Here is a 26,597-nt window from a genome sequence, read left to right as displayed (position 1 = left end):
ACCTTATGAACACAGAAAAGATAAAGGCTTCTATTCAGCAAATTGTAAATGCATATAAGGCAAAATTAGCCGTTTACGATACCGCTATTTTTTGTGAGCAACCGCCAATTGGAGGATGGAGCTATGCCGAGGTGTATTCGCATATTTTTGATGCGAGTTTACTCTCGTTGATGGCTCTAGAAAATTGTTCGAAAGGTAAAGGGGAAGATAAAAAAACGGCTTTTGCAGTGAAATTAATTTTGTTTTTTGGTAGTTTGCCTCGTGGAAAAAAGCTTAAAGTGCCAGCGCGATTGATGGATCGGGTAAAGAAAATTTCTAAGCTTGAGGCCGATACCTTTATCGCTGATTTTGAAAAGCGTTTGGCCGAAGTTTATCCATTAATTGGTAAGGCAAGTAAAAGCAGTAAAACCAAGCATCCCCGTTTGGGCTATTTGAATGCTGCGCAATGGTTGCGTTTTATCGAAATTCACCTAAACCATCATTTAAAGCAATTGCAACGCATCGAAAAGAGTTTTTAGTATCGCATTTAATTTTTACATCTTTGCGAAGATGAAATTTCCAGCCATAAAAGGGTTTAATGAAGAAGCGTTTAACAAGTATTTAAAAAATACGGGTTGGCTTATGTTGGCCCGTGTGGGTAGTTTAGCCATAAAAATACTGGTTGGGTTTGTGATAACCAATTATTTGGGAAAGACACAAAATGGGATTTTAAACTACCCCGGAGCCTTTACTACTTTTTTTATCGCTGCTGCGGCGTTAGGTTTAGATGGTTTTACCATGCGCGAATTGCTGCGAAATCCGCAAGATAGAGATCGGCTACTGGGAACAGCTTTTTGGCTGAAATTTTTAGGCGGCGTTTGCATAATGCCGATTATTTATTTCGCATACATGCTATGGAGCGATCATAAAGCTATTGAAACACCTTTATCTTTTATCCTTATTGTTGGTTTAACCGGAATTACACAAGCTTTTTATATTACAGAAAGTTATTTCCAGTCGAAAGTACAAGCAAAATATGTCATGCGGGTACAAGTTTTTGGGAATATCTTATCGGCAATGATTAAACTTACGTTTGTCCTTTTAGGATTAAACATTGAATGGTTTGTATGGGCACTTTTATTAGATACCATTATTTTAGCAATCGGGAATTTATATTTTTATCAAACAAAAGGGGGAAGCGTTTTTAAATGGACTTTTGATGGTCATTTGGCTAAATATCTGTTAAAAAATTCTTGGCCATTAGCGTTTTCAGCGGTTTTGGTTTCTGTGTATATGAAGATTGATCAATTAATGGTTGAGAATTATCTGGGCACTCCTGCTTTGGGTGTTTATTCTACGGTTGTTCAGTTAAGTGAAAGTTGGTATTTTATTCCAGTAGCCATCGTTACCTCGGTTTTCCCGGCCATTATGAATGCGAAACGCGATGACCAAGCTCGTTATATGAAGCGCCTTCAAAACATGTATGATTTAATGGTTTGGATTAGTTTATCGCTGGCTATTTTTATGACTTTTGCATCACCTTTAATTTATCGCATCGTGTATAAACCTGAATTTTGGCCTGGTGCAACCGTTTTGTCGGTTCATATTTGGGCTGGAGTTTTTGTGTTTTTGGGAAGCGCAAGTGGACAATTTTTAATTGCGGAAGGATATACGAAATTATCCATGCTTAGAACAGGTGTGGGTGCAATCATAAACATTGGTTTAAATATCTTCTGGATTCCTAAATATGGCATTATGGGAGCGGCCTTGGCAACACTTGTAGCCTATTTTTCAGCTACCTTTTTTATTATTTTTATACCCAAAACACGCGAACAAGGCATAATGATGTTAAAATCATTATTTTTGATTACCTCATTTCAAAAATTACTTAAACGTTGAGTACAATAAAAGCATTAGCAACCTTAATTTCTAAGCCAAAGAGGCTTAAAGCATTATTATCATTCGGCCATAAAGGATACCTGAATAGCATTGGATGGTTTACAGCCTTCGATAACAAACAAGCCCTTGATGCAAAAGGAGAAACACTACCTTGGGTAACGTATTCTTTCATTGATTTTATTAAAGATAGGATTAATACTTCTCAAAATATATTCGAATACGGTTCAGGTAGTTCTACCATCTTTTATGCGAACCGAGCTGCCTCTGTAACATCGGTTGAGCATGATAAAGAATGGTATGAGAAAGTGAAAAGTACGAAACCTAAAAATGCGGAGTTAATTTTTTGTGCTTTGCAAAAAGATGGTGAATATGCCCAAAAAGCGACTCTTTTAAACAAAAAGTTTGAAATCATCATTATTGATGGGCGTGATCGTGTAAATTGCTGTAAATATAGTGTGAATGCACTAACTGAAAATGGAGTAATTGTTTTGGACGATAGTGAACGCGATGTGTATTATGAAGCCAAATTTTTATTAAAACAACAAGGTTTTAAAGAAATTAGCTTCACTGGGATTTCGCCAGGCCTATTTTATGAAAAAGCTACCTCTGTTTATTATAAAGCTAATAATTGTTTAGGGATTTAATTTGCACCTATTTTGATGATAACTGAAGAGGTAAAGGAGGCCTACGATAATTTTTACACCAATAGTGATGTTGCTTGGCGAATGCTTGGTGCAAAATACAAAGCGCAAAATATTGTAGAGGTTTGTAAATCGATAAAACCTGCTAAAGTTTTAGAAGTTGGCGCCGGGGATGGAAGTATTCTACATTATTTAAATGAATGGAATTTCGCACCTGAATTGCACGCCTTAGAAATTGCTGAAAGTGGGGTTAATTTAATTAAAGAACGGAATTTGACCAAGCTGAAAAGTGCGCAAACATTTAATGGATACGAAATTCCTTTTGAGGATGATGCATTTGATTTGGTAATTTTAGCACATGTTTTGGAACATGTGGAATACGAACGGATGTTGATTCGAGAACTGAAGCGCGTAGCCAAATACATTGTGGTTGAAGTGCCGCGTGATTATCGGTTTGGCGTGGATAAAAGGATGAAACACTTTTTAGATTACGGTCATATCAATATGTATACGCCAACATCTTTGCGGTTTTTATTGCAAAGCGAAGGACTTGAAGTAATCGAAGATAAAGTGTCAATTACAGCTCCTGAAACCATAAAATTTAACGAGTTTGTCAATAAAAAACAGCCTAAAACATTTACCAAAAATCTTAAAATTGATTTAGAGTATCATATAAAGAAAATGTTGGGAAATATTTTAGGGCTTAAGAAAAGAGAAAAATTTGCGAATGCATATACGGTTTTAACAAAGAAATCGGATCAGAATTTGCAGATCTTTTAGGTGATAAATTAACCTTTATACTAAATTAGTACCATGCAAAACTTTGCCCCCATTGCACTTTTTGTTTACAATCGCCCGAAACATACGCAGCGGACCATTAAGTTTTTGCAACAAAATGAACTAGCTGCAGAAAGTAGACTGTATATTTTTTCGGATGGCGCTAAAAGTAGCTCGGACGAAGAGTTGGTTACTGAGGTTCGAGAAATTATTAGAACCGTTGAGGGTTTTAAGTCTGTTACCCTATTGGAACGAAAAGAGAACGCGGGCCTCGCAAATTCTGTAATTGCGGGAGTAACAAAATTAATTAAGGATTACGGGCAAGTGATTGTTTTGGAGGATGATTTGGTAACTTCTCCTTACACCTTAACCTATTTTAACGATGCCTTAAATCGATACAGAAATGAGGAAAAGGTGATGCATATTGGGGCATATATGTATGGCCTTAAAAATGCAAACCTGCCTGAAACCTTTTTTTATCGAGCGGCCACTAGTTGGGGTTGGGCTACTTGGGCTCGTGCTTGGGAACATTTTGAACCGAATATCGATAGCTTAATGCAGCAGTTTGATGCAAAAAAGAAGGCCGCTTTTGCTATTGATAATACGATGAACTTTTGGAAACAAATGCAAGAGTTTAAATCGGGTAAAAATAACAGCTGGGCCATCCGTTGGTATGCGTCTATTTTTTTAAAAGAGGGCTTAACGCTTAATCCAGCTATGTCGTTGGTAAACAACATTGGTCACGATGGAACCGGGGTGCATTCTGGATTAAATGATATTTATAACGTAGTTATTAACCCGAAACCCATCACTAAATTTCCCGATGTAATTCAAGAAAATGCGGAAGCATATTTTGAGATAAAAACCTTCTTGGCAAATCGAAAAGGCTCGTTTTGGGAAAGAATAAAACGATTTATGAAAGAGAAATTTCATAAATAAAACGAACTAATTTTCTTCTGGCTGCTTTTATTTTTTTAACTTGCTTCTAAATAAAACACCACATGAAGAGATTATTTTTACCATTATTGTTACTTTTTTGTGTTTCTTTTGTTTTTGCACAAGATGCCCCTGTCCCATACGGAGCAGTACCCTCTACCCGCCAACTTGCCTGGCACGATGTTGAAGTTTATGGACTTATACATTTTACCCCAACTACCTTTGAAAATAAAGAATGGGGCTATGGCGATGCCAATCCAACGGTATTTAATCCGATCGATTTTAATGCCACTCAAATTGTAAAGGCGGCGAAAGCCGGAGGTTTAAAAGGAATTATTTTGGTGGCAAAACACCATGATGGTTTTGCTTTGTGGCCAACTAAAACAACGGATTATTCCATTAGCAAAAGCCCTTTTAGAGCTGGTAAAGGAGATATGGTAAAAGAAGTGGAACAAGCAGTTCGTGCAAATGGGTTAAAATTTGGTGTTTACTGTTCTCCTTGGGATCGTAATCACCCCTTGTATGGTACAGATAAATATCTGACAATTTATCAAGCCCAGCTAAAAGAATTGTATAGCAACTATGGACAATTGTTTATGAGTTGGCACGATGGAGCAAATGGCGGTGATGGATATTATGGTGGTGCAAGGGAAAAACGATCGATTGATAATACAACATACTACGATTGGAACAATACATGGGCTATTACGCGTGAGATGCAACCGATGGCCAATATTTTTAGCGACATTGGATGGGATGTGCGTTGGGTTGGGAATGAACAGGGATTTGCAGCAGAAACCAGTTGGGCAACTTTTACACCAGAACCTGCAGCAGGTAAGAATGTAGCGGTGCCTGGGCAGGCTAATTGGCCTATAAATCCGGTTGGAACCCGTAATGGAAAATTTTGGGTGCCGGCTGAATGTGATGTTCCTTTGAGGAAGGGATGGTTTTATCACCCGAATGAAAAGCCTAAAACTCCTGAGGAATTATTTAATCTATACGTAAGAAGTGTTGGCAGGGGAGCTGGATTGGATTTGGGATTGGCGCCAGATACTAAGGGACAGTTGCATGAAGATGATGTGATTGCTTTGCGCGATTTTGGTACCTTGGTAAAAAATACATTCGCTAAAAACTTAGCAAAGGGAGCTCACATAACGGCTTCTGATAGTAGAGGTAAAGCGTATGATGCGGCCAAAGTATTGGACGGGAAAAAGGAAAGTTATTGGGCAACAAGAGATAGTGTTCATGGTGCAAATTTTGTTGTTGATCTAAAAGCGGCCAAGACTTTTGATGTGATTAGTTTACAGGAATTTATCCCCCTTGGGCAAAGAATTGAAGAATATAGCATTGAGATTTTTGAACAAAATGCTTGGAAAAAAATCTTCGATGGAACCAGTATTGGCGCAAAGCGATTAATTAAGCTAGAGAAACCTATTACGACAACGAAAGTTCGCGTAAACGTTACAAAATCGCCAGTTTGCATTACTTTAAGCGAGTTCGGATTATACAAAAAGGCATCATTATAAAATGCCTTTTTAATTTTTTATATCTTTTTTGCCTCTACGACGATGTAAGGGGAAAGATTTTTGCTTTCGATAGGAATAATTCTGGTGAATACTTTTCCACTTAACCAAATGGCTTTCTTGAACAAGCGAACGGGAAGTGATTTCTGATTTTCGTTTTCTAGCCAAACGCTAAATTTCCCGAAATAACCTGATTGAACTTCTGTAAGACCTGCTTTTTCACAAATATCTTTTAGCCAGTCAGGATTCATGCTGTTGATATTGTGTTTGTCGTAATTTTCTTTGTCGAATTTTTTTTGAAACCAGCCATTAACGGCTTTAAAGTTGGGTAACGTTATAAACAAGGTTCCGCCGGGTTTAACAAAGGCAATATGGCGGTTAATAATGTCGGCGGTATCGTTAAAATGTTCAATTAATCCACAGCTTAAAACTAAATCATATTGTTTTTCGGGGCTGTAGTTAAATAAATCGGTTTCAATAATTTGGATATCAGCTTGCGCTAAACCATTTTTTTCTAAAAGTTCTTTTACCACCGGAGGATGAACAAAATAATCCAATAGTGTTACATCCAACTTAAAATACTTTTTTAAGAAAACGGCATAATATCCAGGGAAACCACCTAGTTCAATGGCTGTTTCAGTATTGTTTTTTTCAATTATCGATGCAAGTTGTTTGTGAAAAAGGTAATTCTCAGGAAGTTGAACCGCCAAGCCTTTTTTACTTTCCCAATAATTTACCCAAAATGCTCTGTCGGTTAATAAATTTGCCATGTTTTAATGAATTGCAATCCCAAAGAAACGGAAAAACCGCAGATTACAAAAGTGCTTTTAGCGATAAAATGTAAAACGGGTTAATTGTATTAAAAATTAACCCGTTTCATGAATGGATGAGGTATATTATTTTAAATCTTTTAAAATTTCGGCCACAGCTCTTTCCAATTGAGGGTCTTTATCCGTTAATCGATCTTCGAAGGTGTTTTTAACATAAATATCGGGTGTTACACCTTCTTTTTCAATATTTTTTTCGTCCATTGTGTAGCAACCCCATGACGGAAGTCGGTAAGAGGAACCATCTACTAAACCTTTTGCTGAAGTAAAGATAATCCATCGATAGGTTTCCGTTCCGATAATTTTACCCAGTTTTAATTGTTTAAAACCTTGGGCAGTCATTTCGGCATCGCTTAAGGATTGTTCATTTATTAAGAGTACAATGGGTTTTGCTGCAGGACCAAAATTACTTTGAGGTGCCATTTTTCCGCCTCTGTACTTCCATTTTAAATATGGTTTTTGCGATAAAAATCGTAAAACTGCATCGTGCACATTGCCACCTGTATTGTAACGTAAGTCTAAAATGATGGCTTCTTTATTTTCTTCTTGTTCAACCATGTCTAACAGGAAACGTTCCAATTCGCCTCCTCCCATGTTTTTCATGTAAGAATAAGCAATTCGATTATTTCCCCATTTATTTACGTTCGAACGGTTTTTGGCAATCCATTCATCGTATAAATTATTCTTTAAACTTGCCGAGTTTTGGGGGTGAATGTTAACATCGATTTCTTTACCACCACGGTTTAGGGTTAAGGTTATTTCTTTATCCAATGAAGGCTTGCTGAAATAATAATCCCGATCAATTTTTTCGTCAACTTCTATGCCGTTTACTTTTTTCAAAATATCTCCTGGGAGAAGATTTACACTGGTGTAGGCAGCATTGCTTTTTGCTACCACACCCTCAACTTTAAAGGGGTTTTGGTTATCGAAAATGATTCCTGTTTGATTGGTAATGTAACTAAGATTTTTGCGTTCTTCTACCCCAAAACTGTTGAATCCCATGTGCGATGAATTTAACTCACCCAATAAATCATTCAACAATGTTCTTAAATCATTGCGATTGTTCAGGTAAGGCAAGTAGGTCGCATAGCGGGTTTTCATTTTTTCCCAATCCACTCCATGAAAATTCTCGTCGTAAAAGTTTTCATCTAAGCCTACCCAAGTTTCATAAAACATTTGGTTAAATTCTGCATTTAAATTTCGGGTAAACTTGTACGCATGATCCACTCGGTCTAGCTTGTTGGCATCGAGGCTGTATTTATTAATTGCGCCTGCCATTAGCGTGAAAAATTTATCGCCCGTTTGAATAATGCTATAGTTTCCCCCATCGCCCACTTTTTCAGTTTTATTGGCTTCAAAAGGTTCTATGGTGGTTCTGTATAAAGCGTTTCTGCCACCTTCGTGGTTGGACGTGTAAAAAACGTAGGTTTTATCGCCTTTGGCAAAAACATCTGTGCCATATTGATTGCCAAATGCCGGACTCACCAATTCAATACGGTCTAAAATATCTTGTGTGTTAATGGTGATTACATTTGCTGGTTTTGGCGTTGCTTTTGCTTCCGTTTTTTTCTTGGCGGTATCGGTTGTTTTGGTCGTTTTTTTATCTGATGAAGGCGTCTTCGTTACCGGAGCTGCCGGAGTTTCTTTAAATAAATCAGCAAATTTATCCGAACGGAAAGGTGCATCGTAATTATTTAAAGCCATGCGATAAATATGAATATTGTCTCCTCCGGTTGGATATGAGGGCTGCGTACGCGAACTAGTAAAGAAAATGTATTTGCCATCTGGCGACCAAGCGGGTGCTGTTTCCGTAACACCTGTATTGGTTAGATTAATAGTTTTGTTGCCCTTAATGCTGTGTACCAAAATGTCTTGTTCAAAATTTCGGTAGGCCGTAAAAAGAACATATTCATCATTTGGCGAGAAACTAGGCGTTGAATTTTGAAGGGCCCAAAACTCATCAGTCACAAGTGTTTTGCTATCAAAAGTTTTTAAATCGAGCAATTTTAATTCATTTCTGCCACTTAAGTATACGCCTAAGGTTTTCGCTTTGTTTAGTGTGATGTCTCGATTGTTTGTTTTGTCTTTCGTGAGCTGTTTAATGGTTCCCTTTCCATCGCCTGTAATGGTAAATAGATTTTGATATCCATTCCAAGTTTGGGTAAATAAAATGGTTTTATTGTCTGCAAGCCATTTACATTCTAGTGCTCGCTCATCGCTATTAGATATTTTCCGGATAAATTTTCCATCTATATCGCTAACAAAAATTTCTCCTCTTGAAATAAACACGGTTTTCTTGCCATCGGTAGATACATCGAACGCACTTATATTGCCGCGAACGTCGTATTCTTGTTCTTTGCTCAATACCTGATTGCGAGAAGTGCTGATGTTAATTTTATTGCTTTTTTTTGTGGCAACATCGTACACATAAAGTTGATAATCCTTTTCAAAAACGACCTTATTTCCATTTGCAGCTACGAAAGGACGCTTAATCGATGTGTCAAAATTAGTTAGGGCCGTTTTTTTGCCGTTTAAAAACGTGTATAAGTTGTATTCTTCATTTCCCTCGTCAGATACGAAGTAAATCTTGCCTTTTTCATCAACGCTGGCCCAGAAATCTTTGCCGATGTAATTGGTGTATTGTTTATAAGCTTTTGTTTTGGGATTGTACGATTGAATATCAGGGTTGTAGGCTCCTTTGTAGTGTTTCCGATTAGCGAAACGATAGCTTTCCCAAGTATCGTTAAAAAATAATTCTCCGTTTGGTGCTTCGGCTATGAAGTGTGTGGTGTTGAAATAATTGCTAAATAGACGAATAGCGGTGCCGCCTGCTATGTTCACTTTATAACTTGAAAACGAATTAAAACGGCCTGATGTAAAATAAATTGTTTTTGAATCCCAACTCCAGTTATCTACTTCATCAGAGGCATCGTTGAAGGTAAGCTGTTTGATGTCGCCCCCAGCCATGGGCATTACATACACATCGTAATTACCAAATTGATTGGACGAAAAAGCCAGCCATTTTCCATCGGGAGAAATTTTTGGATTCATTTCTTCTCCTTGCATAGCGGTTATTCTCGATGCAATACCGCCTGTAACGGCAACTTTCCAAATATCGCCATCATAGGCAAATACAATGGTTTGTGCATCAGGTGATAATGCTGGATAGGCCGCGAAATAGGTTTGGTTTTGTCCCATCGAATGAAAAGGTAACAGGAAAGCAATCGCTGTAAGCGATTTAAATAGTTTTTTGAGCATGATTTTGTTTGGCTATGTAGGGATGAAAATACACAAGAGTTTTTATAATCGTAAACAATAAAATGTATTTTTGAGAGATTTGAAAGTTGTACACTTAAATACATACGATGGAAATGGCGGAGCAGGCCGAGCTTGCTTGCGCTTAAGCGATGCTTTGAGAGCGAATGGGATCGATTCAAAGGTTTTGGTTTATTATAAATTTGGACAAAACAAGAAGATCGACACATTTAGTAAATCGTTAATTCAAAGAGGGAGGGCAGTGTATAACATTCTGTCTGAACGATACTTTGCAAAATGGCTAAGTAAGTCGGTTAAAACGCCTTTTAGTTTACAATGGTTTGGTCGTTCGATTGTTCACCATCCAGATGTTAAAAGTGCTGATTTGATTCATTTACATTGGGTTAATCATGGGTTTTTAACCCCTAAATTTTTAGCGGAGCTGGATGAATTAGAGAAACCCATCGTTTGGACCTTTCACGATAGCAATGCCTTTACCGGCGGTTGCCATGTACGTTATGGCTGCGAGCATTTTCACAATCAATGTGGCGAATGTCCTATTTTAAAGTATAGTGGCAAGAACGATATTTCACATAAAACCTGGCTTCGAAAACAACGCGCATACGGGAAAATGAATTTTCATATTGTTGCTCCAAGTAATTGGATGGCAGATTCTGTAAAGTTTAGTAGTTTATTAGGCACCCGATCAATTTCGGTAATTCCCAATACCATCGAAACAAAAATTTTTAAGCCTTATGTTAAAGCAGACGCGAAGAAAATTTTAAAAATCAATCCCGATAAATTTGTGCTGATGAGTGGTTTTATGCCTTCTAAAAACGATAAGCACAAGGGTACTCCGTATTTAATTGAGGCCTTGGAAATCCTATCCAAAAGGAAAGGAATAAAACGTGAAAATATTGAGTTGGTTATTTTTGGAAATAAAGATAATGCAGAAATGCCAGTTTTTCCTTTTAAAACCACCTTTTTGGGCACTATCAGCAAAGATGAGCATTTGGCTAAATGCTATTCGGCCGCCGATGCTTTTATTACACCCTCTTTAGAAGATAACTTGCCCAATACCGTCATGGAAAGTTTGGCTTGTGCTACACCTGTGGTTGCATTTACTACTGGTGGTATTCCTGATATGGTTTCGCATCTTAAGAATGGCTATTTGGCCCAATATGAAAACGCTGAAGATTTGGCAAATGGTATTGAATGGCTCTACTATCACTCTAATAAAGAAGAAATTCAAAAGGAAGCACGATTAAGTATTTTATCGCATTTTTCAGAAAAAGTTATTGCAGAAAAGCATACCATTCTCTATGAGAGGCTGATTGATTTGCAGCCGAAATAGTCGTAAATTCGCCACATTCAAAACAAAATAGCTTTGCCAAAATTAACAGTCATTACCATTGTATACAACAACGTTCGAGATATTGAGCGTACCATTCAGTCGGTTATCAATCAAACGTATCAAGATATAGAATACATTGTAATTGATGGAGCTTCAACAGATGGAACATTGGCTATTGTTAATAGGTATCGAGATAAAATAAGTAAAATCGTTTCAGAACCTGATAGAGGGATATACGATGCCATGAATAAAGGCTTGGCTTTAGCCACCGGCGATTATGTTTTGTTTATGAATTCAGGTGATGAAATTTATGATGTTAAAACGGTAGAAAAGGTATTTGGCACAGCTGAAGGAGCCGATATTTACTATGGCGAAACGGAGATGTATAATGACGATTGGGAGAGCTTAGGCCGTAGAAGACACGCTGTTCCCGATGAATTCAGTTGGACCAGTTTTCGGTACGGAATGAATGTAAGTCATCAAGCCATTTACATCAAAAGAAGTCTTACTACACCTTATGACTTGAGCTACAAGTATAGTTCAGATATCGATTGGATAATAAAAGCTGCCAAAAAATCCATCAAGATTGTAAACGTAAACCAATACGTTGCAAAATATTTGGTAGGTGGAATGAGCAAGAAAAAGCACCGCGAAAGTTTAATGGAACGTTTTGCTATTTTTAGCAAACATTATGGCTTTTTCTCGAATGTATTTTGTCACCTAATTATTGCCTTCAATCTTTCCTGGTATTACCTTAAACATAAAAGAACCAACGATTAAAATTTATAATTTAACCTGCCGGATGATATTTTTGATGTTAAGCTCAATAATGTCTGTCATGGTTGCGCATGCCAAATAATTTGAATCCTTAAAATAGTCGGCCATTCCTTTTTTTAGCAGAGCGATATTTGCTGCCGAGGTTAATTCTTCTTTATTGGATACATCGCGTAAATCGGTTAAGCGATGACGTTCGCTCCTTACCCGGTGCACAATTGATGAACGTTCCTCTTGTTGATATTGTAGAACAGTTTTTTCGGTTAGCTGCTCCATACTCAGTTTCACGTACGGCAAATTTTCTTTAAAAAACTGAGGCAAATACACTTTTAAATTTCCTTCGTAAAACTGTTGATCAAAATCGATTGCTCTAATTTTGAATTGAATATCGTCGAAATCGGGTGTGATTTGCACCACAAAATTGTAGGCCCGCATATCGCCCAAAAGCATAATTAAGCAGCGTTCGTTAAACTTCACAAATTCCTTTGCTATACGGGTTGGGTTGTATTCGGGGCTGTATAATTGACCTTTGGTAAAAATATCCCCCGGAATGCCTGCAATATGTTCTTCAACTAAGGTGTCTCCATCAACTAAATAATTAACCTGATTTGGCGATAAAATTTCTTCCAACTCGAGGCCGTAAATACGCGATGCATCCGCCTTTTTGATGTAAAAATAATCGTAAACATCGTTCAATCGGTTAACTATTCGCACCCTAAAAGGATGTGTGTTGCCAAAGGTGCAATATTCAATTTTATCGATGTATTTATGCTCCACGATGCGAAGGTTTCCCGATGCTTTTAAATTGGCATATATTTCCTTTAAACCGGTGTGTATTTTTTCGAGGGTGCTTTGGTCGTAAATAGGCCCTTCCCATAAAGAATCTTTCCCATCTTTATCCATAAGGGGAAATGACTCGTTAAACTGCATTAAATCCGAATAACTGATGGGCAGTTTCGCTTCTCGCTGATATTGACGTAAATATTTTTGTAACTCGGTAGTAACCGGATAAATGGGTTTTTTTCTCGAGATTTTTACATCATTACTTTCCATAGAAGCAATTTATAAAAATTATAAAAGAAAATCGCCTGCTTTGACATCAATAAAAAAAGATGTTGTTAAAAACGCAAGTCACCAATTACATGGAAGCTTTTTGTTCGGTTGCTAACAGTCGTTCAGATTTTACAATGTGTCCTTCCCCAGGCTTGTGTTTAAATCGGCGATGGCTCCATAGCCAATAAACCGGATTTTCTTCAATCATTTTTTCTAAAAATCGCGTATGAATTTCCGTTATTTCAAATTCAGCAGTTTCTTTTGGATTTAGAACCAGTGGCACACAGTCTATTTCATAATATCCCTTTTTAATCAACGTTGTTTTTAAGTAAAAGATCGGACGATTTGTCCGCTTAGCGATTTTTTCAATCCCCAATTGAATCGATGCGGGTTGGTTAAGAAATGTTGTCCAATAATGTAAATCATCAATCATCGGGCTTTGATCGTTAGCAAATGTAAAGGCTGTTACCTCTTGTTCAAGATTTTTAATTGCACGCAAGGTATTGCGCATCGAAATCATTCTATTCCCAAAGCGGCTTCTTACTTTTTTAAAGTACGCGTCAAAAACAGGGTTTGAAAGAGGTTTATAAATGGGGCAATGTATAGCATTAACTGCGCAACTAAATGCGAGAGAACCCCACTCCCAATTTCCAAAATGTGAGGAACAAATTAAGATCGATTGTCCTTTTTTTAAAAATGACTCCATTTTCTCCATGCCTTTAAACATGCATCTCTTTTGAATACTTTCTCTAGAGATGGTCATCATTTTTATCACTTCAACCATCAAATTACTTAAATAATGGTAATAGTTACGTTCAATAAGTTTAATTTCTTCGATACTCTTTTCTGGAAACGATAAACGTAAATTCGTATTCACCACCGAACGACGGTATTTAAAAACATGGTAGAGCAAAACATATAAAATGTTTGCAAAAAAATATAAAATGGGAAGAGGGAACAGGGATAATAAACTTAAAAAAAATATTCCTAGATAGGAAAACCATCTTTTAAACATATTAAAGTAGTGTTAGAAAGCAGATTAAAAAAGCTAAGTTTAAATTAAATCTTTAGCATTTTTTGTGCCAACACAACTTTTTATGGATTAGCTACTAAAAACTCTTTATGCGTATGAAGAGCTTCAGCAGCCTCTGGGCTAATTTTTTTCTTTTCGGGTTTGTATTTCCATCTACGGTGACTCCATAACCAATATGCTGGTTCTTCTTGTATAATGCTCTCTAAAAAGCGCGTGTGGAGTTCAGTAATCTCAAACTCTGCTGAGTTTTTAGGTTCTAAACAAATGGGTACACAATCTACCTTGTAGTACCCGCGTTTAAGTGTATTAATTTTTAGATAAAAAACGGGTCTATTGGTTTTGCGTGCAATTTTTTCAACACCAAGTTGAATAGCCGATTCTTGGTTTAGTAAGGTGGTCCAATACGTAGAATCTGCAGGCGATGGCGCTTGGTCGCTTCCGAAAGTAAAAATACTTGCAAGGTCTTTATTTGCCTGTATCGCTCTCAACGTTTGGCGCATTGAAATCATTTTATTGCCAAATTTGCTGCGCATATTCAGAAACCACTTATCGTAGCTTTCGTTGCTTAAGGGCTTGTAAATAGGGAAATGTTGGGCATCGAAATTTACACCTATCGCCATACATACCCATTCGTAGTTACCATAGTGCGATGAACAGAATAGCACACTTTCATTATTTTTTAGATAATTTTTTACCAACTCATCGTTTTTAAAGGTAACACGCTTCATTAAGCTAGCTTTAGAAATACGCTTCATTTTGATGATTTCAAAAATCAGCGAGGTTAAGAATTTATAAAAACGCTTTTCGATGGTTTTTATCTCAGTAATGCTTTTTTCGGGAAAAGAATTGATTAAATTTTCTCTTACCACCTTGCGGCGATAACCAATCAATCGATAGATAATTAGGTAAAATACATCCGCAAAAAAATACAATATACCCAAAGGTAATAGCGAAATAGCTGTAATGAAGAAGATACCGATATGGGTAATAGCCTTTTTAATCACGTTGAGATAATTTGGACAAATTTAAGGTATAATTGAAAAACTTTTGCCATTTCATTGTTTTTTCAACATTTGTGAGTTTGCATTGACAGGAACGGATGCTTTTGATTAGTTTTTGAAATAGTACGCCTATAGATTCGATTTATTGTAGCCTTAACAAATTTATTCCTTTGTTATACCGCTCATTTTTTTATTTTTGACGTTCGTTAAAACTAAAACAAACCTTAATGAATAACTGGTTTAATAAAAATGGCATTCACTTAGCCATTATAGCATTTTTTGTAGTCATTTGTTTTGCCTACTTCAATCCTGTTTTGCAGGGAAAAGCACCTCAACAAGGTGATGTATTGCAAGCAAAAGCAATGCAAAAAGAAATTAATGATGTTAGAGAAGCAACAGGAAAAGGACCTCTTTGGACCGATCAGATGTTTGGAGGGATGCCTGCCTATCAAATATGGGTGCAATACCCTTTAAACATTACAACCTATGGGATTGATGTAATTAAAGGCGTTTTCCCTGATCCAGTTGGTACTGTTTTAGTGTATCTATTGGGAGCCTATTTGTTATTTTGTGTGTTAAAAGTCAATCCTTGGCTTGCAGCAGCAGGCGCTATAGCCTTTGCCTTTACCTCTTATAACTTTATTATAATCACGGCAGGACATGCGAATAAGGCCTTGGCAATAGGTTTCTTTGCCCCTATTTTGGCAGGAATCATCCTCACCTTGCGCGGGCGATACCTACTTGGAGGAAGTTTAACAGCCTTATTTATGGCCTTAGAAATTCGCTCCAATCACATCCAAATGACCTATTATTTGTTTATGGCTTTAGGTATTTTGGTAGCAATTGAATTGTATCATGCAATAAAAGCAAAACAAGTAAAAACCTTTGGTAAAGCTATCGGAGCCGTTGCTGTGGGAATGTTTGTGGCCGTTTTAATTAATGCCGGAACCCTTTGGACAACGTATGAATACAGTAAAGAAACCATTCGTGGTAAAGCTAATTTAACCAGCGATAAAGCAGCCCCAAGAAATGGCTTAGATAAAGAATATGCTTATCAATGGAGTCAAGGAGTTGGTGAATGCTTCTCATTCTTAATTCCAAATATCTATGGAGGTGCAAGTAATAATCCGGTTAATCCAGATGGGGAAGTGGTTAAAGCATTAATGAGTATTGGTGCATCACAAGATCAAGCGGTGGGCTTTGCGCAGCAATTGCCAACCTATTGGGGTGGTAAAAGTTGGACTGCCGGACCGTACTACTTCGGCGCAGTTATCTGTTTCTTGTTTGTTTTTGGGTTATTTATTGTTAAAGATAGATGGAAATGGTGGATTTTAGGAACAACCGTTTTGCTGATGTTGCTTTCTTTTGGAAGAAATTTCCCGATGATATCCGATTTGTTTTTCGATTACCTTCCGGGATATAATAAATTTAGAGCGGTAGAATCAATTTTAGCCGTTGTGGGTCTATTGGTGCCAATTTTAGCAGTATTAGCCATTAAAGAAGCGCAAGAAGGAAAATACGATCAAAAATATTTGGTGCAACGCCTTACTTGGTCGGCGGGCATTACCGGAGGATTCGCCCTTATAGTGGCTATTTTACCAACGGCATTTTTTTCGTTCACCAGTCCAGATCATCAGAAATTAATAGATGCTTTAGCACAAAATTTCCAAAATAATCGTGCATTAGCAATGCAAGTAGCCAACGGATTAGTAACCGATCGTATCGCTTTGGCACGTGCCGATGCTTTACGTACGCTATTGTTTGTGGCCATTAGTTTCGGAATTGTGTGGGCAATGATTACCAAAAAAATGAGCATGTCTGTGGCATTTGCCATGTTAACCATTGCGGTATTAATTGATATGTGGCAAGTAGATAAACGCTATTTGAATAATCAAAACTTTGTAAGTAAGGCAGATTTAGAGAGTCATTATCAACCAAGAGATGTAGATACTTTTATCGCTTCAGATAAAGATCCAAACTTTAGGGTATTCGATTTGTCATTAGGCGATCCATTTAAAGCTGCGGAAACTTCGTACTTCCATAAAACGGTTGGTGGTTTTCACTCAGCAAGATTAATGCGTTTCCAAGAGTTGGTTGATCATCAAATGACCAAAAGTATTAATCAAGATGTGTTGGATATGTTAAACACCAAGTACATCATCACGCAAGATCCACAAAATGGTTCATACAAAATGCAGCGCAATGCAACGGCATGTGGTAATGCTTGGTTTGTAGAAAGCATTCAATTTGTAAAGAATTCGGATGAAGAAATGAAAGCCATCAGTAGCTTTGATGCTAAAAAAGAAGCAATTGTTGACGAAAGTTTTAAATCGTCAATTGACACTAAGCGAGTAGGCGTAGGAACAGAAGGTTTTATTAAATTAACAAACTATACACCAGATCATTTAACCTACGAGTATACCAGTGCGAAGGATGTAATTGCTGTATTTTCAGAAATTTATTACAAAGAAGGTTGGAAAATGTACGTTGACGGAGTAGAAAAGCCATATTTTAGAGCAGACTATGTATTACGTGCTGCACAGCTTGAAGGCGGGAATCATAAAGTTGAGTTTATCTTTCATCCTACCTCATATTATGCTGGAGAGAAGATTTCATTGGTTGGCTCAATTTTATTATTAGCCGGACTAGGTTTGGGTATTTATACCGAAAACAAAAAGAAAAAGGCAGCGAAAGCTTAAGCGCTTCTTCTCTATACCTAAGGTAAGCCCACTGCATCATTCTAAGGGGAAATGATGCAGTGGGCTTTTTGCATAATACGGGCTAAATAACCTGATTTTTGTGTGCTATATGTCATTTATTATCAGCGACATAACTTTAACGCCTATTTAACATTTAGTTAATTTCGTTGGCATTATCTTTGTATAAACTTATGCAGATGATACAATCTTTCTTTGCTTTATGTTTGTTGGTGATTGTACTGTTCTTCTTTGGTCCGTTCGATTTAACGGTAGATGAGGAAGACGATATTTAGCCCAACGCTTCTAAAAGAAATCGCTTCCTTCAAAGCGGTAATGAAACCTTATCCCCCAAAAAATTTTATTTATGAGTAAAAGAGCGGTTGAAGTGGTCGTTATTTCAGATGTACATTTAGGTACGTACGGATGTCAGGCCAAAGAACTTTTAAAATACCTGAAAAGTATTAAACCAAAAACCTTAATCTTGAATGGCGATATTATCGACATATGGCAGTTCAGCAAAAGTTATTGGCCAGAAGCGCATATGAAAGTTATCCGCAAGTTAATGAAATTTGTATCCGAGGGCGTTGAGGTATATTATTTAACGGGTAATCACGATGAAATGCTTCGAAAATTTGATGGCATGGAAATGGGCAGTTTTCATCTTCAAAACAAATTAATCTTAAATTTGGATGGTAAAAAAGCATGGTTTTTTCATGGCGATGTTTTTGATGTAACCATGCAGCATTCTAAATGGTTGGCAAAATTGGGTGCTGTAGGGTACGATTCATTAATTCTGATAAACAGTTTTGTTAATTGGGTTTTAAATGCGCTAGGCAGAGAAAAAATGAGTTTTTCGAAAAAGGTAAAAGCAAAATTTAAAGATGCTGTTAAATTTATAAATAGTTTTGAGCAAACTGCCGCAGAACTGGCAATAGAAAAGGGCTATGAATATGTGGTTTGTGGCCACATTCATCAGGCAGAAAAAAGAGAGATTGGAAATGATAACGGAAAAGTTACCTATTTAAACAGTGGCGATTGGGTAGAAAGTTTAACCGCTTTAGAGTACCACGATAAAAATTGGTCGGTGTTTAAATATGATCCAAAGGATTTTAGTAAGGATGAACATGAGGATGGGATGCTTTCTGATGCCGAAGATTTAAAAAGTAAATTGGATATACATGTACTTTTACAAAGCATAAAGTATGAAATTGCCTAATATTTTTTGATATTCGGGGATTGATGAAAATATTGTACGCAATTCAGGGAACAGGAAATGGACATGTGAGCAGAGCGCGGGAAATAATTCCTTTGCTTCAAAAACATGGTGAGGTGGATATTTTAATAAGTGGCAATCAAGCCGATGTTAAATTAAACATACCAATAAAGTATCAATTACACGGTTTCAGCTTTATTTTTGGGAAAAAAGGTGGAGTAGATCATTATAAAACGTGGCTAAACATGAATCTGTTCAGGTTTAGAAAAGATATGAAGCAATTGAATTTGAAAGAGTACAATTTGATTGTGAATGATTTTGAACCCGTTTCTGCTTGGGCATGTAAACTACAAGGAATTGAAAGTGTTTCTTTAAGCCATCAAGCGGCATTTAAGTCAAAAAAGGTTCCTCGCCCACGAACCATCGATTGGGGAAAGGTAATTTTGAGCCATTATGCGCCAACCACTCATCACATCGGGTTTCATTTCGATCGGTACGATACATTTGTGCACACCCCTGTTATCCGTTCAGAAATACGCCAATTAGAAAGTGAAAATTTAGGGCATTATACCGTGTATCTTCCGGCGCTCGACGATAATCGATTGGTTAAATTGCTGAGCCAGGTACCAAATGTTGAATGGCAGGTTTTTTCTAAACACAATAAAGAAGCATTTAAGTCGGGAAATGTTCTGATACAACCTGTCAATAATGAGAAATTCAATATTAGCTTAGCTACCTGTGAAGGTTTATTAACCGGTGGTGGTTTTGAAGGGCCATCAGAGGCGCTCTATTTGGGTAAAAAGTTGTTGGTTGCCCCCATGCGTTTTCAATTCGAACAACAGTGCAATGCCTATGCTTTAAAGGAATTAGGTTTACCCGTTTTGTGGGGAAGCAATAAGAATTGGTTGCCAATTATTAAAAAATGGGTAGAAAACCCTCAGAAGCATCAGTTTAATTTTCCGGATGAAACCGAAAAAATTATAGATGACATGGTAAAGAAATATGCCAGGGTGTAAAATTGAAAAGTAGTAAATTTTGTCTAGCGATGAATCCCTTATCGCATATTCCCAAATATTTCTTTACTTTGCTCTTTGTAAAAAGCAATGATTAATCAGTTTCGTAAGCTAACTCCAGTTAACCTCCTATTTTTATTTGTGTATGCGCTTTTGATGCGTATTGCGCTGTTTAAAAATATGCCCGATAGCTTAAATTTCGAGTTTGTCGAAACCTTGACCCGCTTATTAATCAAAGGAAACTATACAAATTTAATTACGCCATTATCCAACGTAGTTTTAGCCACTCTGTTGATCTATTTACAGGCAATTATATTCAATAAAATCATCAATAACCATAATTTACTGGGTAAGCCTAGCTATTTAACGGCTTTCATGTATGTCACGGGAACGAGTTTGTTTTCGAGCTTTATGGTTTTGAGTCCTGCATTACTCTGCAATTTCTTGCTAATATGGATGATTGATCGTTTTTTGAAAATTGGTAAGAGCGGTAATTCCATGATGGCTGTTTTTGATATGGGAATGATTATCGCCATTGGAACCTTGCTGTATTTTCCTTTCATCTCTATGATTTTGATGATTTTCTTATCGCTTTTACTGTTTCGTTCTTTTAATTGGCGAGAGTGGTCGGCGGGATTAATCGGATTTTTAACCATCTTTTTCTTTTTAGCAGTCTATTACTATTGGAACGATAATTTGAGCTCCTTTTTTGAAATATGGAAGCCTTTAGCAAATAAATTCCCATCTAACTTTAAAATAAACTACAATAATTACTTGGTTCTAATACCAGTAGCAGTCATTTTAGGCTTAGCATTGCTTCAATTGCGAGAGAAATTTTTTAGAAGTTATATTAGTACGCGCAAGGGCTTTCAATTGCTGTTTTTTATGTTTATTGTTGCAGGCTTGTGTTTTTATTTAAAGCCTGAGGTAAGAACCTGGCATTTTTTGCTTTGTGTACCACCGGTCTCGGTATTAATGGCCTATTATTTTACCAATGCCAAGAAAAGATGGTTTTATGAAAGCTTATTTTTACTGTTTGTACTTTCCATACAGTATTTTTTGTTTAACCTTTTTTAACAAAATACTAGACCGAAACTAGCTAAAGATTAATAGCTTTGTGGCAGGTTTTTATTTTAGAAATTTTTCAGCGACTGAAATAATGCATAAACTTTGTATCGACATTGGAAATTCTTCAGCAAAAATAGCCGTTTTTTCTGATCGAGAAATGATACATTTTGCGCGCTTAAGCAAGGTGGAAATAAGCGATTTAACACCATTGCTTACACAATACGAGGTTGAAAAGTCAATTATAAGTAGTGTGCGTGAAAAAAATGAAACCCTCGAAGAATTTTTAGTCGCTAAAACCAACTATACCCGTTTTTCAACTAACCTGACCCAAGGTGTTGAAAGTAGGTATAAAAGTCCGCAAACCTTGGGTTTGGACAGGTGGGCAGCAGTTTTAGCTGTAGCGGCTATATACCCGAATGAGGCCTGTTTAGTAATCGATGCAGGAACATGCATCACTTATGATTTATTAAATAAGTCGAAGGTGTATGAAGGAGGAAGCATAAGTCCGGGTATTGCGATGCGCTTTAAAGCGATGCATGAATTTACCGGGAAGTTGCCGTTGATAAATTGGTCTGTGGATGAGGAAATCCCTGATGGTGTGGATACTGAAAGCGCGATGAAAAACGGCGTTTTGCAAGGGGTAGTAAATGAAATAAAAGGCTTTATTGCCATAAATAATATAGAAGAACATGCTTTAAAGGTGGTTTTAACAGGTGGCGACGCTAAATTTTTGTATAAGCAATTACAAAACAGCATCTTTGCGCCTCAAATTAGAACAGATTCCTATTTAGTATTAAAAGGATTAAATGAAGCTATTGCAGATTAAAATGTACAAAAGAATAAATTATATAACAGCCCTACTCGCATTCGTTAGTGTATTAAGTGTAAAAGCACAGGTAACAACAGAGTCACCTTACTCGAGATATGGTTTAGGAAATATTAAAGGATCGTTGTTGCCAAACTTAAGGGCAATGGGAGGTATTTCTACTGCTGTAAATAAAGTTACGGGATTTAATTATATCAATATGCAAAATCCGGCTTCCTATTCGTCTATTAATTTAACAACGGCCGATATTGGTATTGCGGGGGAGATTACCAACCTATCAAAAGGTAGCCAACAAGAATCCAGTTTTAATGGTTCATTTGGTCATATTGCTTTTGGTATACCGATTTCAAAAAGATCAGCAATGAGTTTTGGTCTTTTGCCTTATTCAGAAGTAGGTTATTCATATAGCAATCCAACCAAAGTTGATACCACCAACATAAAGGAGATTTATCAAGGCGAAGGAGGTTTAACCAAAGCATATTTCGGCTATGGAATCCGTATTGGCAACCACTTCAGAATTGGAGCGAATGCTGAGTATATTTTTGGTAATATCATTAACACCAAGGCGATAGAGTATTATGATGTAGCAGCATACAATGCAAAATTGCAAAATAAGAATAGTGTAGGAGGTTTTAGTTTCTCGTACGGGGCTCAGTATGATTTCAATATTAGCAAGAAAACCTTGGTAACATTGGGTTATTCTGGAAGCAATAAAGCAAAAGTTAATTCTTGGCAATCCTTCTATGCTACCCAATATACTTTGAACAGCAATGGAGAAGAAAATCCTGCTTTAGATACCTTGAGTGCTATCGTGAATGGGAAATCGAGTTTGGTATTACCGCTGGTACATAATTTTGGTATTGCTATTCAAGAAAACGATAAATGGTTAGTGGGAGCTGATTTTAGAATGGGGAAATGGGCCGGCACAACCATAAATGGCGTAAACCAGGGGTTGCAAGATAGTTGGGGTGTAGCGGTTGGAGCTCAATTTACACCTGATTATACGTCATATAACAACTATTTTGCACGTGTTGATTACCGTTTAGGGGTTAACTACGATAAAACCTATATTAAAATTGGAACGAATGATATAAACCAACGATCAGCATCATTTGGTTTTGGGTTCCCTTTAGCGGCCTCTCGTGGTGGCGCAACGTTCTATAAAATTAACTTTACCACCGTAATTGGTGATCGTGGTACTTTAGCGAACAACCTGGTTAAAGAAAGATTTGTTAACTTTTATTTAGGCTTTACGCTGAACGATACATGGTTCCGTAAGTATAGATTAGATTAATGAAAACGAAGCAATTTTTTTGGACTTTATCATTTGCGTTACCATTTTATTTGGTGTCGTGCGGAGGAGATGACCTAAAAAATGCAAATGCCGTAGCACCTGTTAATCCAGAGGTTACGAAAGAGCGTACTGTCGGGGTGGAAGTCATTTATAGTGATTCAGCACGTGTAAAGGCAAAGGGAAATGCTCCAATCATGGACAATGTTACACCAGCAAATGGGGCTGTCTATCAAGAAATGCCAAAAGGTGTGAAAATTTACTTTTACAATTTGAAGAATGGTGCGGTTGATGGAACATTGGTTTCCGATTACGCCATTAGACAGATGCAGGAGCAGAAAACCATTTTTAAAAAAAATGTGGTAGTTAAAAATGCGCAAGGATCCACTTTTTCATCTGAAGAGTTAATTTGGGATGAATCAAGAAAGTTATTCTTTTCAACACAAATGGTATACATTAAAACAATTGAAGGAAATGAAGTGCAAGGTATTGATTTTGAGGCTCCACAAGATTTTAGCAGTTACAAATTAAATCAAAGCTCTGGACAATTTACGATGAAAGATCAACTTGCTCCGTAATTGAAATTTCTATCTAGAGAATGAATAAATAGCAAAAAAAATAGCGGGAATATTCGCAACTATTTGCTTAAAAATTAAAGAGTTGATAAATATTATTTTGTATTTTCTTTTTTAATGCAAATTTGTATCTTGCGCCCTCTTAAAAAAACTAAATAAATTATAAAGTACAATATGGGATTAATGACATTTTTGCGTAACCGTGCGGGCTACATACTCGTTTTCGCTATTGGTTTTGCAATTGTTGCATTTTTAGTAGGTGATGCAATTAGTGTGGGTAAGCCTTTTTGGGCAGCAAACCAAAAAAACGTAGGATCAATTGATGGTAACGATATTAGCATTGATGAATTTGGTCCTAAAGTAGATCAGGCATTAAATCAAATGAAACAACAGTACGGTGGTAGTGCAAATGCACAAATGACTGCCATGGCTGTTGATCAAGTTTGGAATGCTGAATTAGCGAAAGTGTTATTAACAAAGGAATATACACGTTTAGGCTTAACGGTATCAGAAGATGAATTGATGGAGTTGTTGCAAGGTGAAAATCCAAGCCCGCTTATCAGACAGTATTTCTCAAACCAACAAACTGGACAGATTGATCGTGTTGCTTTAATGAATTTTCTTAAATCAAAGGATCCTCAAGCTTTAACACAGTCAAATATGTTGCAAGAAGAAATCATGAATCAAGCGTTACAAACAAAGTACTCTAACTTGATTCGTAATTCGGTATATGTAACTTCATTGGAAGCACAAGATGAGTATACCAATCGTAACAAATTGGCAAACTTCCAATATGTAAGCTTAGACTATACATCAGTTCCTGATGCTTCTGTTAAATTGACGGATCAAGATTACAGTGCTTATTTCGATGCAAATAAAGCACGTTTTAATAATCCTCAAGAAAGCCGTGCATTCGATTACGTATCATTCAGCATTAATCCTACTGCTGCAGATTCATTAGCCATTAAAACTCAAGTAGAAAAACTTGCAAATGAGTTTAAAACTGCTAAAAACGATTCGTTGTTTGCCGCAATTAACTCCGATGTTAAGGTTCCATTTACATATATCACCAAAGGTAAATTAGATCCAGTAGTTGATTCGGCTGTTTTTGCTTTACCAGCAGGAAGCTTTTACGGGCCAAAATTAAGTGGTAATTCATACAAATTGGTTAAAGTGGTAAATGCGCGTTTTTCTCCAGATTCAGTAAAGGCGAGTCACATTTTAATCAATCCTGCTGCAGTTGGCGGTGAAGATAAAGCGATGAAATTAGCCGATTCATTAAAAGGATTGGTGTTGAAAGGATCAAGTTTTGCTGAATTGGCTAAAACATACAGTGTAGACGGATCGAAAGATAAAGGTGGCGATTTAGGAACATTTGCGCACGGACAAATGGTGCCTGAGTTTGAAGACGCAGCTTTCAATGGTCAAGTAGGCGATCTTAAGATAGTTAAATCGCAATACGGTGTGCATGTAATCAAAATCGAAAAACAAGTGGGTTCTTCGAAAGTTGTTAAATTGGCTTACATTGAGAAAGCTGTAAATGCAAGTAGCAAAACGCAAGATGCAGCTTACAAAGCGGCAAGTAATTTCTTAGCAGATGTTAAAGGAAAAGATTTTTCTAAATATGCTGCAGAAAAAGGATTAAAAGTAACAGTAGCAGATGGTATTACTGCAACTCAAGGTTTTGCTCCAGGTTTAGATGATCCTCGTAAATTAATTCAAGCAGCATACGCTGCAGATAAAGGTGATGTTTTCCCTGAGATTTATAAAATGTCGAATACCTATGTGGTTGCTCGTTTAACAAGCATTAAGCCAAAAGGTGCATTATCGTTAGAAGATGTTAAGAAAGAGATTGAACCAATGGTTCGCAATGCAGTAAAAGCAAAAATGTTGAAAGAGAAGTTTGCAGCTGCGGGTACAGCTAATTTGAATCAAATCGCTTCAAAAGTTGCGCGTCCAGTTACTCCTGTTCAAAACATTGTTTTTGCTAACCCAATTATTCCGGGTATTGCTCAAGAAAATAAATTGGTAGGAAGCGTATTTGGGGCGCAACCAGCAAAAGTATCAGCTCCGATAGAAGGAGAGCGTGGTGTTTATGTATTTGCAGTAGATGGATTTACGAATCCAGCTCCAATTGCAAACATGTTTAAACAAAAAGAAACCATGTTGTTAAGCGTAAGCCAACGTTCATTAGGTTCGGCTTTCCAAGCTTTACAAGATAACGCAAAAATAAAAGACAATCGCGTGAAATTCTATTAATTAGAAAATCCGTAAATTTGTAACCGTTCAGACTTTAAGTCTGAACGGTTTTTTTATTTTAAAGCCATGGAAATTCAGGAGAACATCATTAATAAAGTAGCAAACAGTGGTTTAATAACTTTAAACTTGGAAGATTACTACGATCAATCGGAGCGTTTAGTATACGATATTAAGGACAATCTTTTTCATGGGTTAATTTTGAAAGAAAAAGATTTTCGTGCATTTATTAAGGAGCACGATTGGAGTCAGTATCAAGATAAGAATATAGCCATTATCTGTTCAACGGATGCTATCGTGCCTACTTGGGCGTATATGTTGTTGGCAAATAAAATGAAGCCTTTTGCACATGAAGTTGTTTTCGGCGATTTAAATGCTTTGGAAGCTGTTTTGTTTTCTAAAGCATTAGCAAAAATTGAACTTGCAAAATATGCAAATGAACGGGTGGTGGTAAAGGGTTGTGGTGATATAGAAATCCCAGTTGCAGCATACGTAGAGATAACCAATCTGCTTACCCCTGTTGTAAAAAGCATAATGTTTGGAGAACCTTGTTCAACAGTTCCAGTTTATAAAAGAAAAGATTAGCATACATGCATCTTTTACC

General features: G+C 36.8%; 22 protein-coding genes. 17 read left to right on the top strand and 5 right to left on the bottom strand.

What is annotated here, in order from left to right; all coding sequences use genetic code 11:
• Positions 1 to 5: 5 nt before the first annotated feature.
• The 6 genes from ACJVDK_RS12140 (at position 6) to ACJVDK_RS12115 (ending at position 5,758) form a co-directional block, all read left to right on the top strand.
• Entirely contained in the window at positions 6 to 518 is a 513-nt protein-coding gene (locus ACJVDK_RS12140; RefSeq protein ID WP_443936927.1) for a DinB family protein, read from the top strand.
• Positions 519 to 549: 31 nt separating this feature from the next.
• Positions 550 to 1,878, top strand: coding sequence for a flippase (locus tag ACJVDK_RS12135; RefSeq protein WP_443936926.1), 1,329 nt, complete (start codon positions 550 to 552; stop codon positions 1,876 to 1,878).
• The gene (locus ACJVDK_RS12130) at positions 1,875 to 2,522 is read left to right on the top strand and encodes an FkbM family methyltransferase (RefSeq protein WP_443936925.1); all 648 of its coding nucleotides are present in this window, start codon (positions 1,875 to 1,877) and stop codon (positions 2,520 to 2,522) included. The genes ACJVDK_RS12135 and ACJVDK_RS12130 overlap by 4 nt, the downstream gene beginning before the upstream one ends.
• Positions 2,523 to 2,537: 15 nt before the next feature.
• Positions 2,538 to 3,299, top strand: a complete 762-nt coding sequence (locus ACJVDK_RS12125; protein ID WP_443936924.1) for a class I SAM-dependent methyltransferase — start codon at positions 2,538 to 2,540, stop codon at positions 3,297 to 3,299.
• 33 nt (positions 3,300 to 3,332) lie between these two features.
• Complete coding sequence (locus ACJVDK_RS12120; RefSeq protein ID WP_443936923.1) at positions 3,333 to 4,235, top strand: sugar transferase; 903 nt, start codon at positions 3,333 to 3,335, stop codon at positions 4,233 to 4,235.
• 62 nt (positions 4,236 to 4,297) lie between these two features.
• Positions 4,298 to 5,758: an alpha-L-fucosidase gene (locus ACJVDK_RS12115; RefSeq protein WP_443936922.1), complete on the top strand. Its 1,461-nt coding sequence runs from the start codon at positions 4,298 to 4,300 to the stop codon at positions 5,756 to 5,758.
• 17 nt (positions 5,759 to 5,775) lie between these two features.
• On the opposite strand, the gene ACJVDK_RS12110 is transcribed toward ACJVDK_RS12115, so the two are convergent.
• Complete coding sequence (locus ACJVDK_RS12110; RefSeq protein ID WP_443936921.1) at positions 5,776 to 6,525, bottom strand: class I SAM-dependent methyltransferase; 750 nt, start codon at positions 6,523 to 6,525, stop codon at positions 5,776 to 5,778.
• Positions 6,526 to 6,651: 126 nt separating this feature from the next.
• Complete coding sequence (locus ACJVDK_RS12105) at positions 6,652 to 9,840, bottom strand: S41 family peptidase (protein WP_443936920.1); 3,189 nt, start codon at positions 9,838 to 9,840, stop codon at positions 6,652 to 6,654.
• Positions 9,841 to 9,910: 70 nt separating this feature from the next.
• Between ACJVDK_RS12105 and ACJVDK_RS12100 the strand changes: the two genes are divergently transcribed.
• Together ACJVDK_RS12100 and ACJVDK_RS12095 are read left to right on the top strand one after the other, a co-directional pair.
• Positions 9,911 to 11,191 (top strand): glycosyltransferase, encoded by a 1,281-nt coding sequence (locus ACJVDK_RS12100; RefSeq protein WP_443936919.1) that lies wholly within the window; start codon positions 9,911 to 9,913, stop codon positions 11,189 to 11,191.
• A 33-nt stretch (positions 11,192 to 11,224) separates the two neighbouring features.
• Positions 11,225 to 11,971 (top strand): glycosyltransferase family 2 protein, encoded by a 747-nt coding sequence (locus ACJVDK_RS12095; RefSeq protein WP_443936918.1) that lies wholly within the window; start codon positions 11,225 to 11,227, stop codon positions 11,969 to 11,971.
• Between the two features lie 3 nt (positions 11,972 to 11,974).
• On the opposite strand, the gene ACJVDK_RS12090 is transcribed toward ACJVDK_RS12095, so the two are convergent.
• From ACJVDK_RS12090 to ACJVDK_RS12080, 3 genes are all read right to left on the bottom strand, one after another.
• Complete coding sequence (locus tag ACJVDK_RS12090) at positions 11,975 to 13,018, bottom strand: hypothetical protein (RefSeq protein ID WP_443936917.1); 1,044 nt, start codon at positions 13,016 to 13,018, stop codon at positions 11,975 to 11,977.
• A gap of 85 nt (positions 13,019 to 13,103) precedes the next feature.
• The gene (locus ACJVDK_RS12085; RefSeq protein WP_443936916.1) at positions 13,104 to 14,033 is read right to left on the bottom strand and encodes a lysophospholipid acyltransferase family protein; all 930 of its coding nucleotides are present in this window, start codon (positions 14,031 to 14,033) and stop codon (positions 13,104 to 13,106) included.
• An 80-nt stretch (positions 14,034 to 14,113) separates the two neighbouring features.
• Positions 14,114 to 15,055, bottom strand: coding sequence for a lysophospholipid acyltransferase family protein (locus tag ACJVDK_RS12080; RefSeq protein ID WP_443936915.1), 942 nt, complete (start codon positions 15,053 to 15,055; stop codon positions 14,114 to 14,116).
• Between the two features lie 224 nt (positions 15,056 to 15,279).
• Between ACJVDK_RS12080 and ACJVDK_RS12075 the strand changes: the two genes are divergently transcribed.
• The 9 genes from ACJVDK_RS12075 to ACJVDK_RS12035 all read left to right on the top strand — a co-directional run bounded on the left by ACJVDK_RS12075 (position 15,280) and on the right by ACJVDK_RS12035 (position 26,578).
• Entirely contained in the window at positions 15,280 to 17,751 is a 2,472-nt protein-coding gene (locus ACJVDK_RS12075; protein ID WP_443936914.1) for a YfhO family protein, read from the top strand.
• Between the two features lie 364 nt (positions 17,752 to 18,115).
• Positions 18,116 to 18,967 carry a UDP-2,3-diacylglucosamine diphosphatase gene (locus tag ACJVDK_RS12070; protein ID WP_443936913.1) on the top strand — a complete coding sequence of 284 codons (852 nt, stop codon included), beginning with the start codon at positions 18,116 to 18,118 and terminating at the stop codon, positions 18,965 to 18,967.
• Positions 18,968 to 18,990: 23 nt separating this feature from the next.
• Positions 18,991 to 19,980: a glycosyltransferase family protein gene (locus ACJVDK_RS12065; protein ID WP_443936912.1), complete on the top strand. Its 990-nt coding sequence runs from the start codon at positions 18,991 to 18,993 to the stop codon at positions 19,978 to 19,980.
• Positions 19,981 to 20,067: 87 nt separating this feature from the next.
• Entirely contained in the window at positions 20,068 to 21,054 is a 987-nt protein-coding gene (locus ACJVDK_RS12060; protein ID WP_443936911.1) for a DUF6427 family protein, read from the top strand.
• 82 nt (positions 21,055 to 21,136) lie between these two features.
• The gene (locus ACJVDK_RS12055) at positions 21,137 to 21,871 is read left to right on the top strand and encodes a type III pantothenate kinase (RefSeq protein ID WP_443936910.1); all 735 of its coding nucleotides are present in this window, start codon (positions 21,137 to 21,139) and stop codon (positions 21,869 to 21,871) included.
• A 1-nt stretch (position 21,872) separates the two neighbouring features.
• Positions 21,873 to 23,165, top strand: coding sequence for a hypothetical protein (locus ACJVDK_RS12050; protein ID WP_443936909.1), 1,293 nt, complete (start codon positions 21,873 to 21,875; stop codon positions 23,163 to 23,165).
• On the top strand, positions 23,165 to 23,740 hold the full coding sequence (locus ACJVDK_RS12045; protein ID WP_443936908.1) for a hypothetical protein: 576 nt from the start codon (positions 23,165 to 23,167) through the stop codon (positions 23,738 to 23,740). Before ACJVDK_RS12050 ends, ACJVDK_RS12045 begins: the two co-directional genes overlap by 1 nt.
• 171 nt (positions 23,741 to 23,911) lie before the next feature.
• Positions 23,912 to 25,996 (top strand): SurA N-terminal domain-containing protein, encoded by a 2,085-nt coding sequence (locus ACJVDK_RS12040; protein ID WP_443936907.1) that lies wholly within the window; start codon positions 23,912 to 23,914, stop codon positions 25,994 to 25,996.
• 66 nt (positions 25,997 to 26,062) lie between these two features.
• Complete coding sequence (locus ACJVDK_RS12035; RefSeq protein WP_443936906.1) at positions 26,063 to 26,578, top strand: DUF2480 family protein; 516 nt, start codon at positions 26,063 to 26,065, stop codon at positions 26,576 to 26,578.
• Positions 26,579 to 26,597: the final 19 nt, after the last annotated feature.

The sequence above is a fragment of the Pedobacter paludisoli genome (assembly GCF_052344095.1).
GTDB lineage: Bacteria > Bacteroidota > Bacteroidia > Sphingobacteriales > Sphingobacteriaceae > Pedobacter.
The sequence above is the reverse complement of the archived record's forward strand: the minus strand, read 5'-3'. Positions and strand labels throughout refer to the sequence as shown.

Excerpts from the sequence above, each read along its gene's own strand:
- ACJVDK_RS12110 (WP_443936921.1), bottom strand. The coding sequence starts at position 6,525 with ATGGCAAATTTATTAACCGACAGAGCATTTTGGGTAAATTATTGGGAA.
- ACJVDK_RS12050 (WP_443936909.1), top strand. The coding sequence starts at position 21,873 with ATGTACAAAAGAATAAATTATATAACAGCCCTACTCGCATTCGTTAGT.
- ACJVDK_RS12070 (WP_443936913.1), top strand. The coding sequence starts at position 18,116 with ATGAGTAAAAGAGCGGTTGAAGTGGTCGTTATTTCAGATGTACATTTA.
- ACJVDK_RS12065 (WP_443936912.1), top strand. The coding sequence starts at position 18,991 with ATGAAAATATTGTACGCAATTCAGGGAACAGGAAATGGACATGTGAGC.
- ACJVDK_RS12075 (WP_443936914.1), top strand. The coding sequence starts at position 15,280 with ATGAATAACTGGTTTAATAAAAATGGCATTCACTTAGCCATTATAGCA.
- ACJVDK_RS12090 (WP_443936917.1), bottom strand. The coding sequence starts at position 13,018 with ATGGAAAGTAATGATGTAAAAATCTCGAGAAAAAAACCCATTTATCCG.
- ACJVDK_RS12120 (WP_443936923.1), top strand. The coding sequence starts at position 3,333 with ATGCAAAACTTTGCCCCCATTGCACTTTTTGTTTACAATCGCCCGAAA.
- ACJVDK_RS12140 (WP_443936927.1), top strand. The coding sequence starts at position 6 with ATGAACACAGAAAAGATAAAGGCTTCTATTCAGCAAATTGTAAATGCA.
- ACJVDK_RS12115 (WP_443936922.1), top strand. The coding sequence starts at position 4,298 with ATGAAGAGATTATTTTTACCATTATTGTTACTTTTTTGTGTTTCTTTT.
- ACJVDK_RS12045 (WP_443936908.1), top strand. The coding sequence starts at position 23,165 with ATGAAAACGAAGCAATTTTTTTGGACTTTATCATTTGCGTTACCATTT.
- ACJVDK_RS12060 (WP_443936911.1), top strand. The coding sequence starts at position 20,068 with ATGATTAATCAGTTTCGTAAGCTAACTCCAGTTAACCTCCTATTTTTA.
- ACJVDK_RS12135 (WP_443936926.1), top strand. The coding sequence starts at position 550 with ATGAAATTTCCAGCCATAAAAGGGTTTAATGAAGAAGCGTTTAACAAG.
- ACJVDK_RS12125 (WP_443936924.1), top strand. The coding sequence starts at position 2,538 with ATGATAACTGAAGAGGTAAAGGAGGCCTACGATAATTTTTACACCAAT.
- ACJVDK_RS12105 (WP_443936920.1), bottom strand. The coding sequence starts at position 9,840 with ATGCTCAAAAAACTATTTAAATCGCTTACAGCGATTGCTTTCCTGTTA.
- ACJVDK_RS12035 (WP_443936906.1), top strand. The coding sequence starts at position 26,063 with ATGGAAATTCAGGAGAACATCATTAATAAAGTAGCAAACAGTGGTTTA.
- ACJVDK_RS12085 (WP_443936916.1), bottom strand. The coding sequence starts at position 14,033 with ATGTTTAAAAGATGGTTTTCCTATCTAGGAATATTTTTTTTAAGTTTA.
- ACJVDK_RS12040 (WP_443936907.1), top strand. The coding sequence starts at position 23,912 with ATGGGATTAATGACATTTTTGCGTAACCGTGCGGGCTACATACTCGTT.
- ACJVDK_RS12055 (WP_443936910.1), top strand. The coding sequence starts at position 21,137 with ATGCATAAACTTTGTATCGACATTGGAAATTCTTCAGCAAAAATAGCC.